Source organism: Dysgonomonas mossii (assembly GCF_004569505.1).
In the GTDB taxonomy this organism is placed as follows: Bacteria; Bacteroidota; Bacteroidia; order Bacteroidales; family Dysgonomonadaceae; genus Dysgonomonas.
Genome location: NZ_SPPK01000001.1, coordinates 139,085 through 156,127, shown reverse-complemented (window position 1 = coordinate 156,127; position 17,043 = coordinate 139,085). Strand labels below are relative to the sequence as shown.

Here is a 17,043-nt window from a genome sequence, read left to right as displayed (position 1 = left end):
TTTTCAAAATCAATTAATTTATTTATTGCGTTTAGTGTAACTTTAACCTTTTAAATATTTGTAGGTTTGAAAAATATAACTAAATTTGCAACCCGATTTTGCACGATAAAACTAAAAAATAAACATATAATAAATACAATAGCAATGTCCAAGATTTGTCAAATTACAGGAAAGAAAGCTATGGTTGGCAATAATGTTTCTCACTCAAACAGAAAGACTAAGAGAAAATTTAATGTCAATCTTTTCAGAAAAAAATTCTACTGGGTAGAAGAAGATTGTTGGATCAGCCTGAATGTTTCTGCTGCCGGTCTTCGTACAATCAATAAAATTGGATTGGATGCTGCGCTTAAAAGAGCGGCTGAAGATGGTTTTTTGAACGCATAAATTAGGAGGATCAAGAAATGGCTAAGAAAGCAAAAGGAAATAGAATCCAAGTGATACTTGAGTGCACAGAGCACAAAGCAAGTGGTATGCCAGGCACATCACGTTACATCACTACAAAGAATAGAAAAAATACTACTGAAAGATTAGAATTGAAGAAATACAATCCTGTTCTTAAGAAAGTTACTGTACATAAAGAAATAAAGTAAAAACAATATAAACCATGGCAAAGAAAGCAGTAGCAGGTTACCGCGACGCTTCAACGAAAGACGGTCGTAACTATGCAAAAGTAATCAAAATGGTAAAATCTCCTAAAACAGGAGCTTACACATTTAAAGAAGAAATGGTTCCGAATGAATCAGTAAAAGACTATTTCACGAAATAATCTTGTTAAAAATATCTAAAAAACCTCCTTCATTTTCATGTGGGGAGGTTTTTTATTATCCATTTCGTAGCTTTGTATAGCAGGAAATAAGCCTGTTTTAACATTAAACAAGTATGCGATAATTACTTGATAATAAAGAGTAAACTATGGGACTATTCGATTTCTTTTCGAAGCAAAAAAAAGAAACTCTAGATAAAGGTTTAGAGAAAACCAAAGAATCTATGTTTTCTAAACTGTCACGTGTTGTAGCCGGCAAATCGAAGGTAGACGATGACGTATTAGATGATTTGGAAGAAGTACTCATTACTTCGGATGTAGGAGTGAATACTACATTAAAAATCATAGAAAGAATAGAGAAAAGAGTTGCAAAGGATAAATATATCAACACAGATGAACTAAATTCAATTCTTCGGGAGGAAATTGCTCATCTGTTGACAGAAAACAATACCACAGATACAGAAGGCTTCTCTACACCCGAAAAATACAAGCCTTATGTGATAATGGTTGTCGGAGTAAATGGTGTTGGGAAAACAACGACAATCGGGAAATTAGCAAATCAGCTTAAGAAAGCAGGCAAATCAGTTTATTTAGGAGCTGCGGATACATTCCGTGCTGCTGCTGTAGAACAATTGGTTATTTGGGGAGAAAGAGTTGGCGTACCTGTAATAAAACAGGCAATGGGCTCCGATCCTGCATCAGTTGCTTTCGACACGCTGAGCTCTGCTAAAGCAAACAATGCGGATGTTGTAATTATAGATACTGCCGGACGCTTGCACAACAAGGTTGGCCTGATGAACGAACTTACCAAAATCAAAAAGGTAATGGAAAAGATTGTTCCCGAGGCTCCCCATGAAGTTCTGCTTGTGCTTGACGGCTCAACAGGACAAAATGCATTTGAACAAGCCACTCAGTTTACAGCCGCTACCGATGTTACGGCTTTAGCTATCACAAAACTGGATGGTACGGCAAAAGGAGGTGTAGTCATCGGCATTTCCGATCAATTTAAAATTCCGGTAAAATATATTGGATTAGGAGAAGGAATCGAAGACTTGCAAGTTTTCACACGCAAGGAATTTGTCGACAGTCTTTTTGGAGCATAAAGAATGAAAAAAAATAGAATCGATGTTATAACACTGGGTTGTTCTAAAAACCTGGTGGATTCAGAGTTGTTGATGAAACAGCTTTTAGCAAATGGATATACAGTAAAGCACGACCCCGATAAACCGGAAGGAGAGATTGCTGTAATCAATACTTGCGGATTTATAGGGGATGCAAAAGAAGAATCCATAAATATGATTCTCGAATTTGCAGAAGCAAAAAAAGCAAGAAAACTTAGTAAGCTTTTTGTGATGGGATGCCTCACCGAAAGGTACATGGACGAGCTGAAGGCCGAAATCCCGGAGGTAGACAATTTCTATGGTAAGTTTAACTGGAAAATGCTTATCTCTGATTTGGGAAAATCATTCAAACAAGATATAGCTTTAGAACGTAGCATAACAACTCCGAAACATTATGCTTATTTGAAAATATCGGAAGGATGTAACAGAACTTGCTCTTACTGCTCAATTCCTATCATGACGGGCAAACATCAATCTCGTCCGATAGAAGAAATAGAAGAAGAAGTTAGGAATCTGGTAGCTACGGGTGTAAAAGAGTTTCAGGTGATAGCGCAAGACCTGTCATTCTATGGATACGACAATTATAAGCAAGCCAAACTCCCCGAATTGATCGAACGTATTGCAAAAATAGAAGGGGTGGAATGGATACGCCTCCACTATGCATATCCGGCAAACTTCCCTTACGATCTGCTAAGAGTGATGCGAGAAAACGATAATGTGTGCAAATATCTGGATATAGCTCTACAACATGTTAGCGATAATATGCTTACTAAAATGCGACGCAACATATCCAAGCAAGCAACATACGATCTGATGAAGCGTATCCGAGAAGAAGTACCGGGTATACATCTGCGTACAACATTAATGGTAGGTCATCCGGGCGAAACAAAGAAAGACTTTGAAGAACTATTGCAGTTCGTTAACGATATGCGCTTCGAGCGAATGGGAGCTTTCCCTTATTCACATGAAGATGGCACATACGCATACGATAATTACAAGGACAGCATATCAGACGCTACAAAGCAAGAACGAATGGACTTGCTGATGTCGGCTCAAGAAAAAATAGCCTTCGAGACGAATGAGGAGAAAATAGGCAAAACACTGAAAGTGGTTGTAGATAAAGAGGAGAGCGACTATTATGTAGGTCGTACCGAGTACGATTCACCGGAAGTTGATCCCGAGGTCTTGATAAAGAAAAATAAAATGCTTAATATTGGGGAATTTTACAATGTTAAGATAACTGACACACAATCTTTTGATCTGTACGGAGAAGTTATTTAACCTTAATAGGAATATCTATGACGAACCAGGAATTAATAGCCGCACTGGCAAAACGTTTGAGCTGGACACAGCGTCAGACATCAGAAGTGTTGGAAGCCACAGTTTCTATCATCAATTCAAACCTAGAAGAAAACAACTCTGTTAATATTCAGGGATTTGGATTGTTTGAAACAAAGAAGAAGGCTGAGCGTATTTCTGTTAATCCTGTTTCGAAACAGCGTTTTCTGGTTCCTCCTAAAATTACTTTATCTTTCCGCCCCGGACAAACCATAAAAGAGAACCTCAAAAAACTTGAAATAAATGAATGAACGTCTTAGTCTACAGGATTTGATTGATCTTCTGGCTAAGAAACAGGAGATTACAAAAAAAGAAGCCGAAGTATTTCTGCGTGAGTTAATAGCCGTTATATCAGAAACGATAGAAAGCAACGAGTCTGTAAAAATAAAAGACTTTGGAACTTTTAAACTGGTAAAAGTAAATGCACGTAAAAGCGTAGACGTAAATACCGGCGAAGCTATCGAAATAGCAGCTCATTACAAATTGAGCTTCACTCCTGACAAGTTACTAAAGGAAGCTATAAACCGTCCTTTCGCCCACTTCGAGAGCGTCGTTTTAGAAGAAGGTGTTTCTTTTGATAATATAGAAAAAGACGAAACAGTAAATATAGAAGAGGCTGATGAGGAAGAAGATGTTTCTGTAGATGAAGAAACAAATGAGGCCTCACCTACCCCAACAGCAGATCCACAGCAAGTAGAGAATGAAGACTTCACGCCTGAATTAGTGAGTGAAGACACCACTATAATAGAGACAGAAAACACTTCCCCTAATACAGAGGAAGAGCAACTAGAGGAAATAAATAACCGGGAAGAAGAAGCACGACAATCTGATAATGAAGCAATAGCTCCAAGTGAAACTGAAAATATACCTGAACCAATAACTGATGAGGTCTCTGAAGAAAGAATACTAGAGTATAAGCAGAGGATTGAAGAGGCTAAATTAGCTGCTAAAGAAAAAGATCTGGAATACGAAAGGCTCGTGAAAGAGACGAGACAGGCTACTAAGAGAAGAAAGAAATTCGTTTCCTTAGGATTCTTCATATTCCTTATTATTGCAGCATTCCTGATCGGGGGATTGTATTTCCAAGAAATTGCCAGATTCCTGACCGAAGGCCCCATAGGAAACGGTAATACAGCCATGGTTGCTGACAACCAAAATATTGACGAACAAAAAACAGATACTCTTGCCGTATCCTCCGACTCTATAGCTAAAGCGAAAGAACAAGATTCAATTGCCATTGCAACGGAGAAAACCTTGCCGAGCGAAAACTCGATAAAGCCCCAGACTCAAAAGACAGAGCAACCAACAGCCACAAAAGGAAATACACCTCTGGCAATCATAACGATAGAACCGGGTAATACCTTACGTAATATTTCACTAAAGTATTATGGACACAAATCGTTCTGCGTATATATCTACGAGGAGAATAAAGATAAGATAAAGAATATCAACAGCATACCTTTAGGAACTAAACTAACCATCCCTTCTCCATCAAAGTATGGAATAAATCTTCAGGATCAAGCATCTCTAGACAAGGCAAAAGCGAAAGAAAGAGAGCTCTTCAAGACGATGGGACTATAAATATTCAACTTTAAGAAAGTGAGTTGCCCGCTTCTCTTTGGGAGGAATGGTAATATAATCGCCATATTGCTTTTTCAGATATGTTTCAGGTTCCTTAGGTGCTGAAAACTCTTTCCCTTCGAATATAACTTTTCCTACCGGAAACATATACCCTGCATTGTGATTCGTCGAGTTTCCTATTCCATAGCTATGTAGTATATTATCAGGTTTTGTAATAGAACAAATCCCTCTGGCTGTATATTTCAACAATACTCCTATAGGGTATAACAACAAAGACGTTGCGTATTCATAAAAGTATGTCAGTGAGAAGAATGGTCTCCCTCGCTTTAGACGCCTAAAAGCTCTTCCATAGAAAAAGTCAACAATATTCTTCATCCACCGATAGCTTCTTTCCTCAGGAAAGATATCGATAAATAGACCTTTCTCCTTATAGCTTGCCATATCCTCCTCTTCGGAATAAACAATAGAATGTCTGTCTCTCACCTTAGAGAACAACAACCTATAACTTTTCTCTTTGGGAGTTTGCAGATACAGATTGTCCGGCAACTCATTAGGCAGTATTTTCAATAACTTCTGATAGTCGGGAAAAAGCAATTCGATATCAATATCGTCATCCCAGGGAATAAACCCTCCATGCCGGATAGCGCCAAGCAAAGTACCGCCGCTTATCCAATATGGGATATTATGCTTGTCACATATATTGGCTACAATAGATAATATATCCAGCATCTTCAGCTGTAGCGTCCTTAATTCAGAACCATCAGGATTGTATATTTCTCTAAGTTCTTCTGTATCTGTCATTATTTTTTTCTTAAGAAAAAGATCAATTTTATTAGTCGGCTCAATATAGCGGGATTGTATTTAGCAAAAGGAGGGAATAAAACTTTCCCATACTTCTTTTGCGAAATGCACAGCACTGCCCAGCGACACCAAAGAAAAGCAACCAGTGCCGGCTGTAAATAAATATGCTTTATTTCATTTTGTCGAATCAGCTTCGTAAACCAATTGGCTATATCCTCAAATCGGTCAACAGGGACATCCAACTTATTCCCCAAAGCATACAATTGAAAAGTTACTTTATGACAGTATAGCTCCAATTCGGTAGGAGTTAAATCAAGTCGGCTCAACTCTCTTTTTATAAGCTCATCTTTCAGTTCGTGCTGTACTTCACTATTTAAAACCGATACGTTGCTGTCGTGCCACCTGTACTGGAGCAGTTCATCATCAATATTTGCAACCTTGCCGAGCTTGGCTATCCTGCACCACAAATCATAGTCTTCCACATGCTTATACGCCTCATCGTACTTATTCTGTTTCAGCACTTCGGTGCGAATCATCATACTCGGATGAATAAAAGAAGGGGAAAACATCAGGTTGATCTGAAGATAATCATCACTAGTCTGATTATGAATATTTCCGGTCTTCTTCCCACTATTATCAATCACCGTAGCGGCAGTGCCACACATCAGTACTTGAGGATGTGAATCGAGGAACTCAACTTGACGCTTCAATCTATCGGGGTGACAAATATCATCGGCATCCATGCGAGCTATATATTGTCCTCCGCAATAATCAATACCCTTATTTAACGTTTTTATCAATTTCAGATTGACAGGATTCTTTATATAAAAAATCCGTTCGTCATCATAGTCAATAATAATAGACTCGCTGCGATCGGTAGACCCGTCATTTATAAGTATCAGCTCCCAATCTTCGAAGCTCTGCGATACAATACTGTCTAATGCCTGAGACAAATATTGATCGGCATTATAAACTGGCATTAATATCGATACTTTTGGCATAATCGGCTATTTTAATAAAAACTGTCACTTTTTGTAAAACACTCATTCTAAACAGCATAATCTTACAATTATGTTAAAAGGTGACAAAAGTGACACTTTATTGTATGTTTTTATACTGTTACCTTTTTCCCTCCTGAAAGGCTCAACCGTATATAATAAGATAATCTTGACACTAAAATATATATCAGATTTTGCTCCACCCTTGAGGATAAAAACAACCTAACAATTCATTTTTTTGCTCATCCAAAAACCATCGCTTGGGAGCAATTATATTTTTCTCTTCATTGTTGTTAAGCCACGCACTCCACCAACTAAAGCTGCTGTTGGCTATAATATTATGTTTACACAAGCTCATCAGCTGCATGTCTATATAGCTGTCTTTTCCTTTATTCCAATCTATAAAAGTAACAGGAAATTCTTTAAAGTTAAGATTATCCTTTATCCAATCAAAATCCTCTGAGAAAACATAAAATTCAGGATTCTTTACATGCGCAGATATATAGTTGATGGCATTCTCGTAATAGTCTTTTTCAAGGATAGCAAAGTTCGATTGTGAATTCTTATTCAGATAATCCCCTCTGCGTATATGAACGGCAATAGACTGATTTTCTGAAACCTGCCCTGCGATATCTTTATTTTTTCCGGTTAATGGATATTTGAAGGAAAAATCCTTCCGTAAAAGCTCAGATATATTATTGAAGTATGATTCATTCTGAAAATAGCCGGACATTATCACGTCGCCCGTCAAAGCTTCAAAAGCCGGTTGGTATAAGATTGCATATGTATCAGTAAACACTCCAAATCTCTGAAAAAAAGATCTGTGCTTTTGAATAAAGGGTCTCGCTTTAGTTACAGCTTTTGCTTTCAGAGACGAGGTTTCTACTACATCTTCTATATTAAATATACCCAGTTCGTAGGGACGTACCGTAGCTTGCGTTTTTTTAGAAAATGTATATAGATCAACAGACAGAGTCGTATTTAAACGAATAGCCAACGACTTGGCAGCCGCATACTGAAACATCTGATTCCCCAATCCACCCGATAATAATACTGCAACCATTGAGTTTCCATTCGTTTTACAAGTATCTGCAAAGGTATTAAAATGCTCCGACAATATGCCTGCATTCTTATTATTGTTAAATCATTTCGTGCTCTTTTCCGATAATTCTTTTTGCTTTACATATTCGCTCAGTAATATAGGGTGAGGCTGAAACTTGCTTTTCAGCTTAGACAAGCCCATATAACTCAAAGCACGTAATACTGTCCATATTTCGGCCGAAGTAGAGCGAGGAGGAATTATTTTAGCAACCATCTCTCTATCCCAAGGACGGGTAAAAAACGATAAATAATAATCATCTTGCGGATTAACAATAATATCAATCTCTCCTTCCCATTCATAGCGATTTATCATAATATCACCATCAGTAAGCCACAGGAGTTTATACGGGAGCGATTGATAAGGCAAGTAATTCAGAAAAAGCTCTCCATAATTATTAAGATAGTTTCCTTCCATTTTACTTTTCTCATACATCACCAGCTTACCGTCAATATCGAGTATAACCCACTTATGTGATTTTTTAGGAAACAAAAATTCACCCAAAAGACTGGGTGTTTCAATATATCCACGGGATGCTACGCGGGATTGCTCTTTGACAAACAGTTCGGGATTTTCGGCATGTTCCAGTACCTGATTGCAAATAACATAATCGAACTCCTTATCTTTGAATGGCAGATTTTCGCCATCAGCATTTACGAAAGATTGATGAGGAAAAATCTTCACATCTCCGCACCGATGATAATTTGTATCTACAAACTTTTCGGCAATAACATTGGAGCGAAACGAGGGATTATGCCCCGGTCCCACCTCCAGCACTTTATCAGACTTCTTAATATTTAAGTCATTTCTGTCATAAGGAGTTCTTACTTTCATCTTTAAACGCTATTATTTGATTCCTTTCCGAAAACTAATTTTCCGGGTTATTATAAACTTAAGGTAAATAAAAATATCAGTTGTAATGCTAAAGGAATCTTATATAAAGCTATAAGAACTATCATCAAATACATGAAAACAGTCGATCCTTATTTACGTTTTTCAATACTTATCTCCAACCCGTTGTGATTTTGACAAAGGTAAATAAAAGCATTCAACAACAAATACATGAAATAAAATTTATCAGTCGATTTCTATTAATAAATTGATTCCCCAAAACATATTAAATGAATGAGAAAGGGACTACTCCATAGAAGATAGTCCCTTATTTAATTAAAGTAATATATAAAAACGAAAAGAGTGTTTTATTCGATTTAAGCTTTTATCCGGCTACCTACATATCCAAAAAACGATATATATAAGAAGCAGATCAGCGGTATAATAAATCCGACATTCATACTTTCGGCACCCAATATCCCCATCAACGATGGGGCGATGGCTCCCCCCACAACTGTTAGAACCAAAATGGATGATGCTGTTTTTGTCTTATCACCCAGATCTCTTAAACCCAGCGCAAAAATAGATGGGAACATGATAGACATAAATAAGTAACAGCTGATCAGAGCGATTATTCCAAACCGATTATGATTCATGATAACAAAAAACATCAGTAATGTATTTATAGCAGCACACAAACCAAGCAGAGATCCCGGCTTCATCTTCTGCATAATCATACTTCCCGAAAATCTTCCGACTGCAAATAATGACATTCCGCCTAAGCCAAGTAACAAACCGGCCTGTATTTCGGTCAGTTGCAACTCTTTTACTTCTATTGCGTAATTTATAAAAAAGCTACCAATACCCGTCTGCGCTGCTACATACAAAAATTGAGCAACGACCGCCAACACAAAATGTCTTTGTTTTATCAATGGCAGATCCGGCGTTACGGTATTATTATTTAGGATTGGCGTATCTTTATGATTATCCGATTTTATTTCAGGCAATTTTGCAAACAAGAAAAACACCAACACCAGAACTACCACACAACCCAATCCTACGTATGGAAACATCAAAACGGAATTGCTGGTATGATCTCCAACCGCTTCTACAATATTTGCAACCGCGTCATTAGCACCAAGAAAAACTTTTTTAATAGCATCAACAAATAATTCGATCGTCGACCGATCCGACTCATTTTTAAATATAAGAACAGAGCCTACAAGGGGCCCTAAAATCCAACCGATAGCATTAAAAGTTTGAGCCAGATTGATACGGCTTGCTGAAGTTTCGGGCGAACCTAAAACAATAGTATACGGATTGGCTACTGTCTCAAGGCAAGTAAGTCCGCAAAACAAGATTAAGAGTCCTAAAAGAAAAGCCCAAAAAGTATTTATCTCTACGGCAGGAACAAACCAGAAAGCACCCAATGCAAAAAGAGCTAATCCGACAACGACTCCGCTTTTATAACCAAATTTACGAGCAATTAATCCCGCAGGAATAGCCATCAGAAAATATGCCCCATAAGCCGAAGCCTGAACAGCTCCCGACTGCGCCTTTGATAAATGTAGCGAGTCTTGAAAGTGCTTGTTTAGCACATCCAGTAGACTATGGGCAAATCCCCACAAAAAGAACAAAGAGGTTATCAGAATAAAAGGGAACAAATAGTTTTGTCCATCTTTTCCGATAAATAAAAGCTTTTCTGATTTGGTCTTCATATTGGTCTTAAATTTGTTGTTTTTACGTTATCAAATGCTCCATTCTAGTAGCAAACAACTCCCACTCTCTCGAATTCTGAGGATAATAGGTTTTAAAGTTAAAGCTGTTTTTTACAATCTGATGTCCCTCCCTTATATTTTTTATTTTTTTATCTGTTACTGCTTGCTGAATAATATTTCCGATTGCTGTAGCCTCTGTTAACCCGGTTACAACCTCTACATTCAGAGCATCTGCAATAAATTGATTTAACTGTTCGTTGCGGCTTCCCCCTCCTACTACTGAAAGATATTTAATCGTTCTGCCAGAACACTGCTCCAATTTCTTCATTACAAAATGATATTTCAATGCCAGTGATTCGAGAACACAGCGAACCAACTCGCCTTTGGTGTGAGGTATATATTGATCCGTCCGCTTGCAATACGATTGTATGGCATCTTTCATAGATGAGGGAATGGTAAAATCAGGATCGTCGCTATTGATAAGGCTTCCGAAAGGTTTACACTTTTCACATTCCGACAATAGGTATTGGTAAGAACATTCTTCATCACTCTTCTCCCATTCGGCTATTAATTGTTGAAGTATCCACAATCCCGAAATATTACGCATAAACAGAATCTTTCCAACCCCACCTTCGTTCGTAAATTCGTTATCCATAGCCTCCTGCGTCAGAATCGGTTTGTCCGTTTGTATCCCCAGCAGAGACCATGTACCCGAACTAAGAAAAGCCCATTCTTCTCCATCGAACGGAATAGCAGCAATCGCACTCGCCGTATCATGCGACCCTACGGCAAATACTTTAGTATTTGGGGCATTCGTTTCTTGTGCAATATCATCGGTAAGATTTCCGACAAGAGAACAAGGCTCAATAATATTTTTGAAAAGATATAAAGGAAGATTCAACTTATCGAATAGTGACTTTTCCCACGTTCTTGTTTTAGCATTTACCAGCTGCGAAGTGGAGGCTATTGTATATTCATTATACATATTACCTGTAAGATAAAAATTTATCAGATCGGGAATAAACAATAAACCATCGCCAATAGCAAGTGTCTGAGCATTCTGCTCTTTCATGCTCAGCAATTGAAAAACGGTATTGATCTCCATTTGCTGAATACCTGTGATAGCATACATGTCTCTTTTAGAAATGATAGCCTCCGCTTTTTGAGAAACACCTTGTGTACGGCTATCCCTATAACATACGGGATTGGACAATAATCTTCCCGCTCTGTCTATTAACCCAAAATCAACACCCCATGTATCAACAGCAAGCCCCTGTAAATCATATCCCTTCTTTACGGCAAGATAAATACTATGTTTTACATTTTGGAATAACGACAAGAAGTCCCAGCACAATGTATTTCCCAATTTTACAGGAACATTTCCAAAGCGGTAGATCTCATCTAGGCAAATACGTCCGTCCACTATTGTTCCTACAATAGCCCGTCCACTTCCTGACCCTAAATCCAGAGCCAAATATGCCATGTTGTTATTTTTGTATTTTTCCTAAAATATAAACTTCCAAATCGCGAATTTCATCATCGCTCAAGATATCATAATTTCCTTCACCTGCACGCACAATAATGCGACATGCAAGTTCGAGGAAAACCGCTTTCTGAAAAGCATCATCAAAGTCTTTGCCACACACAGCCTGCCCATGTTTACTCATCAACACGCAATCATGATCAGTCAGGGCATGTGTTACAGCATCGGCCAACTCCTTCGATCCGGGACGATAATATGGTATAACTGCAATTTCTTTGCCACAGTAGCAAGGAACTTCGGCAACTACATTAAAGCTTTTCGGCTTGTTTTTCATACAAGATACAATTGTCGCAAACTCTGACTGAAAATGCAACACCACATTCATATCTTTACGCTGACGTAAAACCCCGAGGTGAAAAACACTTTCCATCGATGGCTTAGGACCATCGACACGCATACCGGTAGAGATATTACAGATAGCGACATTTTCTTTGGCAATACGTGGCAACCACGAACCTGTACCCGAAACCAAAGCTAAATCTTTATTTACTCTCCACGACAAATTACCACTGCTACAAAGCTGTAGACGTTCTTGTCCTACACGATGGGCAGCTTCTATAAACCGTTCTATATATTCCGCGTTTATCATACTGTTTTTATTATCGAAGGTACAAAAAACTATTTATAAAGAGGACCATAAATCTGACAAGCTCGATAATCGGCTCCTTCTTTATCCATCCCGAAAGCAGACCATGCGGCGGGGCGATAAATATCATCCGAAGATACATTATGCATGCAAACAGGGATACGAAGCATAGAAGCCAACGTTATGAGATCGGCTCCGATATGTCCACTGCTGATAGAACCATGATTGGCTCCCCAGTTGTTCATCACGGAATATACATCTTTAAAATTAGGATCATCGGTCAGGCGAGGAACAAACCATGTGGTAGGCCATCCTTTATCTGTACGCTCATCTAAAATTTTATGCACATCCGGATCTAGATCTACAGTCCACCCTTCGGCTATTTGCAAGACCGGGCCCAGTCCTTTTATAAGGTTTAGGCGAACCATGGTACATGGCATTCCACCACGAGTAAGAAATTTAGAAGAAAAACCTCCTCCACGGAAATACTCACGGTTGGCAGGCATCCATGTAGTAGCATCTAAACACGACTTGGCTTCGGCTTGTGAAATATCCCAAAAAGGTTTCATTACAGGTTTCCCTGCCTCATCGCTTTGGCGACCACTCCCATCCAGAGACGCAGCACCGGAATTTATGAGATGAATCATACCACCCGAAGCTAAACCTTCTAACTTTTTCCCTGTCACTCGTTCTACAGCCTCAGGACTCCAATAAGTACGCACATCCGCAAAGATCTGAGCGGTATTTGTCAAAAGATAACCAAACATCATTGCCGTACCATTCAGCGAATCATTTTCTGTAGCTAATATATATGGTGCGCGAATACCTGTCCAATCGAAAGAGGAATTGAGGATAGCTTCTGTAAAATCGCCGTTAGGATAGAAATCTGTCCATTGGCGTTGTCCCTGAAAGCCTGCGGCAAGAGCATTATGCCCTAAGGCCTCTTCTCCGAATCCCATTTCTTTCAGTTTAGGATTGCCTATCATCAGATCACGAACAATCAATGTCATTTTCACAATGAATTCCCAATCCTTATCATTTGCCGCACGATCTTTTTTCAAATCGTCCCGGTTTATCGTATCTTGCCCTTCTTTACAGTAGGTCTTCGCCCAAGCTAAGGCTTTTTCATATTCTTCTTTATCATATATCCCTTCTGTCATGCGGCGAATAATTTCTACCTCGTCTACACTCTCGCAACGCATACCTAAATAATCTTCAAAAAAATCGGTGTTAACTACCGAACCGGCAATACCCATACACACCGAACCGATGGAAAGATAAGATTTACCTCGCATAGTTGCTACAGCCAATGCAGCTTTAGCAAAACGTAACAACTTCTGTCTTACATCGCCAGGTATTTCGGTAGTACCTCCATCCTGAACATCATGTCCATAGATACCAAAGGCAGGTAATCCTTTCTGTGCATGTCCGGCAAGAACTGCAGCCAGATAGACTGCTCCGGGACGTTCCGTACCATTAAATCCCCAAACAGCTTTAATTGTATGCGGCTCCATATCCATCGTTTCGCTACCGTAACACCAGCACGGAGTAACAGAAATAGTTATCCCCACTCCCTCTCTACGAAACTTCTCGGCACAGGCTGCACTCTCTGCTACACGACCAATTGTGGAATCTGCAATAACACACTGAACAGGCGACCCGTCGGGATAGCGTAAAGTAGAGGTTAACAAGTCTACCACACTTTTTGCCATATTCATTGTTTGGTTCTCAAGAGACTCTCGCACCCCGCCCATGCGTCCATCGATAGTAGGACGAATACCGATTTTAGGCCATTCACCTTGAAATCTTTTCCCAGCCATATATTTTAGATATTAATGGTTAATTACTATATTTTGGTTTTATATTCAATAAATAAACAGGAGATTGTGTTTTCTTTGATTGAATTAGATTTTTAATTGTTACAAGCTTACCACCGGTTTCCATGTCCTTACTATTATAAATAGGGGTGGTGATACTATAATTATATCTTAAGGAATTAAATTCAAAGACATTGAATCTAACATTAAAGAAATATCAGATAAAAAGTTAATTAGAATGAGCTTTTTTCTATTCGGCCAGCATCCACTCTATTACAACGACTTACAACTCCAAATATATATTTTAGATATTCAACAAGCTTTCATTTTTCCGATGAATGAATAGTACTATTTCGACATCAGACAGTTTTTATTTCGTTTTTTAGACTCTATTTCCAGCCCTTATTATATTAATTGGCACAAATCAACAAGCATATACAGTTAATTATCAGATCATTTACCACAACAAAATCATATCCTTTATACATTTCAAAGAGAATTAATTGCATATGAAAATAAATTTTATATACAATTCTTAATGATTAATATTACTTTTCATATATATTTGTAAACAACAATTCGTTTTTAAGGAATTGCCCGGATTTCTGTACAAATGTGACTATATAAATATTGTTAACGTAATTGACTATGGCTAAAAAGGAGGATTTTAGGCAAGACTCGTTTGATCTTTCCTCTCAAACGCCTACAATAATTTGTAAAAGTTTTGTGCTCTATGGATCTGTAGAAGAAACGCATCACATACGCGTGGAAGGGACTATAGTAGGAGATATAAAACAGGCTCATACTGTTGTAATTGGTACAACAGGTATAGTTCGAGGAAATATTCATGCAAAAAATCTAGTTGTATTCGGTCGTATCGAAGGTAATATATGCGTAACCGAATCTATCTCCATAAAAAGTACGGGTAGAATAGTGGGAAAACTTAATGCGCAAATATTCACATTAGAGCATGGCGCAACATACGAAGGACTCATCGCTATGAAACCTCTTCTTTCATAAAATAAAGTTTATTTATCCCCATAATTATTAACGAATCTAATATTTTATCGCTATGGTTTATGAAATCCAATCTTTTCCCAGCTTAGTTGAAAATAATAATACAAATCTGTCACAAACAGCGAAGGATTTGCTTCACGGCTTGAAAATTCAACATAATAATAAATGGTATATCTGTGGAGACCTTGCCCTGAATGAAGGTCAATCTCCTCATAAGTTAATAAACTCATCACCGGATGATATAGACTATCAGATATTAGCTAAAGCAGCTATGTTGTTAGTAGAAAATCAAGTGGAGCAACCGATAACAATCACCACAGGTTTTCCTTATTCTACTTATTATATTTATAAAGACAAAGCCATAGAATTTTTCCAACGCACTCATATGCTCGATTATGACATTTCAACACACAATGCGGGGAATAAGAAAAGAGTAATATTAGAAGTACAGAAGGTTGAAGTGATTCCTGAAATTGTAGGATGTACAATCGGAATACGTAAAGGTGAACCTCAGGTTTCGGGAAATTTCTTTGTATTCAGTTGTGGGTTTGGAACATTTGAATCTATCCTCAGTACAGATTCGGGTATTATTGAACAAACAATGATCAGTACGCATGGAATTCGTTATGCTGTAAATCTGATGATAAATGAACTGAAGAGCAAATATTATTTGGAGCTTAGAAATACACATCAAATTGATGAAGCATTCAAACGTGGATATATTTTCTTGAATCGTCAAAATATTGATTTAAGAGAAATACGTAAAAGTGTTATTCAAACATATTATCAAGAAGTGATATCCCCAAACTTACGCAGTGTTATTAATGACTCCAACCTGGTTAAAGCCAACCGTATATATATGTGTGGAGGTGCTATGTATTATGAAGAGCTTATCGATTGCTTTAAGGAGGAATTCGGCAAATTCACAGAAATAACAGTTTTAGATAATCCGGAAACATTAGCAAGTAAAGGTTATGCAATTAACTCGTTACGCGTAGGACATGGCAAATTCAAATCATCTGTAGGTATAGATATAGGAAATGCCACTACTGTAGTAGCTAACTTTTCGGGAGAATAAATAATAGTATAGAATATTACTTTATAAAGATCAGGAATGTTTCTCTTTAAGCGAAAAATTGATGAGATCGAACCTCAACCTGTCAGAATCGTAGAATTGGGACGAGACGTAATTGTATTAGGCTCACTATACCTAACCGAAGGACAAGAGAAAAATTTCTATGTAGAAGACACTCTGAATGTTGATATTAATGCTCACATTACCGGTAGTGTAACGACCACAGGTTGCATCATTGACGGCAAAGTAACAGGTAATATCATTTGTGCAGAGAGTTTAGAACTTGGCCCGACAGCGGTTATAGAAGGTACAATCACAGCCAAGGCAGCTGTCATAAATGCGGGTTGCGTTGTTAATGGTGAAGTTGTATTAGATCCTCTACTGGAAGTTCCTATATTAAATATAAAGATTGCAGAAGCAAAAAACTATCTTGAAAAAGAAGGAACAACGATCTCTGTAGATCCTTTCTCCAAAATAGAAGAAGAAATTCCCCAAAAGGATTCAAGAGCTTTCAACAACCCACCAAATAAAGAGCAAAAAAGCCCGATAATCCAAGACAGAAAAATTGAAACAAAGCCCCTGGATGAAAGTGATAATTGGTGGTAACGCTTATAATCATAAAACAAAAGCTTGTAAAGAATTCTTTACAAGCTTTATTTTTAAATAAAATGTGACCCCGGAGGGATTACATATATACAATAAATATGCGTGAGTGTGCATATCAATATACTATGTATGAATACATTTAATAAATT

The 17,043-nt window shown here is 37.9% G+C and carries 18 protein-coding genes; 10 read left to right on the top strand and 8 right to left on the bottom strand.

Annotation, left to right across the window (positions count from 1 at the left end; translation table 11 throughout):
* The first annotated feature begins 144 nt into the window (after window positions 1–144).
* The 7 genes from rpmB to E4T88_RS00750 all read left to right on the top strand — a co-directional run bounded on the left by rpmB (window position 145) and on the right by E4T88_RS00750 (window position 4,803).
* Window positions 145–384 (top strand): 50S ribosomal protein L28, encoded by a 240-nt coding sequence (rpmB, locus tag E4T88_RS00780; protein WP_006842175.1) that lies wholly within the window; start codon window positions 145–147, stop codon window positions 382–384.
* Window positions 385–401: 17 nt separating this feature from the next.
* Entirely contained in the window at window positions 402–590 is a 189-nt protein-coding gene (rpmG, locus tag E4T88_RS00775; RefSeq protein WP_006842174.1) for a 50S ribosomal protein L33, read from the top strand.
* 14 nt (window positions 591–604) lie between these two features.
* A complete protein-coding gene (locus E4T88_RS00770) occupies window positions 605–766 on the top strand; it encodes a DUF4295 domain-containing protein (RefSeq protein WP_135103598.1) in 162 nt (53 codons plus the stop codon).
* 146 nt (window positions 767–912) lie between these two features.
* Window positions 913–1,866: a signal recognition particle-docking protein FtsY gene (gene ftsY, locus E4T88_RS00765; protein ID WP_135103597.1), complete on the top strand. Its 954-nt coding sequence runs from the start codon at window positions 913–915 to the stop codon at window positions 1,864–1,866.
* Window positions 1,867–1,869: 3 nt separating this feature from the next.
* A complete protein-coding gene (gene rimO / locus E4T88_RS00760) occupies window positions 1,870–3,165 on the top strand; it encodes a 30S ribosomal protein S12 methylthiotransferase RimO (protein WP_135103596.1) in 1,296 nt (431 codons plus the stop codon).
* Between the two features lie 17 nt (window positions 3,166–3,182).
* Window positions 3,183–3,473, top strand: coding sequence for an HU family DNA-binding protein (locus E4T88_RS00755; protein ID WP_006842170.1), 291 nt, complete (start codon window positions 3,183–3,185; stop codon window positions 3,471–3,473).
* Window positions 3,466–4,803 (top strand): HU family DNA-binding protein, encoded by a 1,338-nt coding sequence (locus E4T88_RS00750; RefSeq protein ID WP_135103595.1) that lies wholly within the window; start codon window positions 3,466–3,468, stop codon window positions 4,801–4,803. Before E4T88_RS00755 ends, E4T88_RS00750 begins: the two co-directional genes overlap by 8 nt.
* Here E4T88_RS00750 and E4T88_RS00745 read toward each other — a convergent pair.
* The 8 genes from E4T88_RS00745 to fucI form a co-directional block, all read right to left on the bottom strand.
* Window positions 4,798–5,604 carry a LicD family protein gene (locus E4T88_RS00745; RefSeq protein WP_135103594.1) on the bottom strand — a complete coding sequence of 269 codons (807 nt, stop codon included), beginning with the start codon at window positions 5,602–5,604 and terminating at the stop codon, window positions 4,798–4,800. The two genes, E4T88_RS00750 and E4T88_RS00745, sit on opposite strands and share 6 nt — an antisense overlap.
* The gene (locus E4T88_RS00740) at window positions 5,604–6,605 is read right to left on the bottom strand and encodes a glycosyltransferase family 2 protein (protein WP_135103593.1); all 1,002 of its coding nucleotides are present in this window, start codon (window positions 6,603–6,605) and stop codon (window positions 5,604–5,606) included. The genes E4T88_RS00745 and E4T88_RS00740 overlap by 1 nt, the downstream gene beginning before the upstream one ends.
* A 184-nt stretch (window positions 6,606–6,789) precedes the next feature.
* Complete coding sequence (locus E4T88_RS00735; protein WP_135103592.1) at window positions 6,790–7,665, bottom strand: alpha-1,2-fucosyltransferase; 876 nt, start codon at window positions 7,663–7,665, stop codon at window positions 6,790–6,792.
* 81 nt (window positions 7,666–7,746) lie between these two features.
* Complete coding sequence (locus tag E4T88_RS00730; protein WP_135103591.1) at window positions 7,747–8,535, bottom strand: class I SAM-dependent methyltransferase; 789 nt, start codon at window positions 8,533–8,535, stop codon at window positions 7,747–7,749.
* 374 nt (window positions 8,536–8,909) lie between these two features.
* Window positions 8,910–10,250 carry an L-fucose:H+ symporter permease gene (fucP, locus tag E4T88_RS00725; RefSeq protein WP_135103590.1) on the bottom strand — a complete coding sequence of 447 codons (1,341 nt, stop codon included), beginning with the start codon at window positions 10,248–10,250 and terminating at the stop codon, window positions 8,910–8,912.
* A 22-nt stretch (window positions 10,251–10,272) separates the two neighbouring features.
* A complete protein-coding gene (locus E4T88_RS00720) occupies window positions 10,273–11,733 on the bottom strand; it encodes a rhamnulokinase (RefSeq protein ID WP_135103589.1) in 1,461 nt (486 codons plus the stop codon).
* Between the two features lie 4 nt (window positions 11,734–11,737).
* Window positions 11,738–12,382 carry a class II aldolase/adducin family protein gene (locus E4T88_RS00715; RefSeq protein WP_135103588.1) on the bottom strand — a complete coding sequence of 215 codons (645 nt, stop codon included), beginning with the start codon at window positions 12,380–12,382 and terminating at the stop codon, window positions 11,738–11,740.
* A 29-nt stretch (window positions 12,383–12,411) separates the two neighbouring features.
* Window positions 12,412–14,199, bottom strand: a complete 1,788-nt coding sequence (gene fucI / locus E4T88_RS00710) for an L-fucose isomerase (RefSeq protein ID WP_135103587.1) — start codon at window positions 14,197–14,199, stop codon at window positions 12,412–12,414.
* Window positions 14,200–14,844: 645 nt separating this feature from the next.
* Between fucI and E4T88_RS00705 the strand changes: the two genes are divergently transcribed.
* Genes E4T88_RS00705 through E4T88_RS00695 form a run of 3 tightly spaced genes read left to right on the top strand, consistent with a single transcriptional unit; the run spans window position 14,845 to window position 16,894 of the window.
* On the top strand, window positions 14,845–15,216 hold the full coding sequence (locus E4T88_RS00705) for a bactofilin family protein (protein WP_135103586.1): 372 nt from the start codon (window positions 14,845–14,847) through the stop codon (window positions 15,214–15,216).
* A gap of 52 nt (window positions 15,217–15,268) precedes the next feature.
* Window positions 15,269–16,291, top strand: coding sequence for a ParM/StbA family protein (locus E4T88_RS00700; protein WP_135103585.1), 1,023 nt, complete (start codon window positions 15,269–15,271; stop codon window positions 16,289–16,291).
* A gap of 36 nt (window positions 16,292–16,327) precedes the next feature.
* Window positions 16,328–16,894 carry a bactofilin family protein gene (locus E4T88_RS00695; RefSeq protein WP_135103584.1) on the top strand — a complete coding sequence of 189 codons (567 nt, stop codon included), beginning with the start codon at window positions 16,328–16,330 and terminating at the stop codon, window positions 16,892–16,894.
* The last annotated feature ends 149 nt before the right edge of the window (window positions 16,895–17,043 follow it).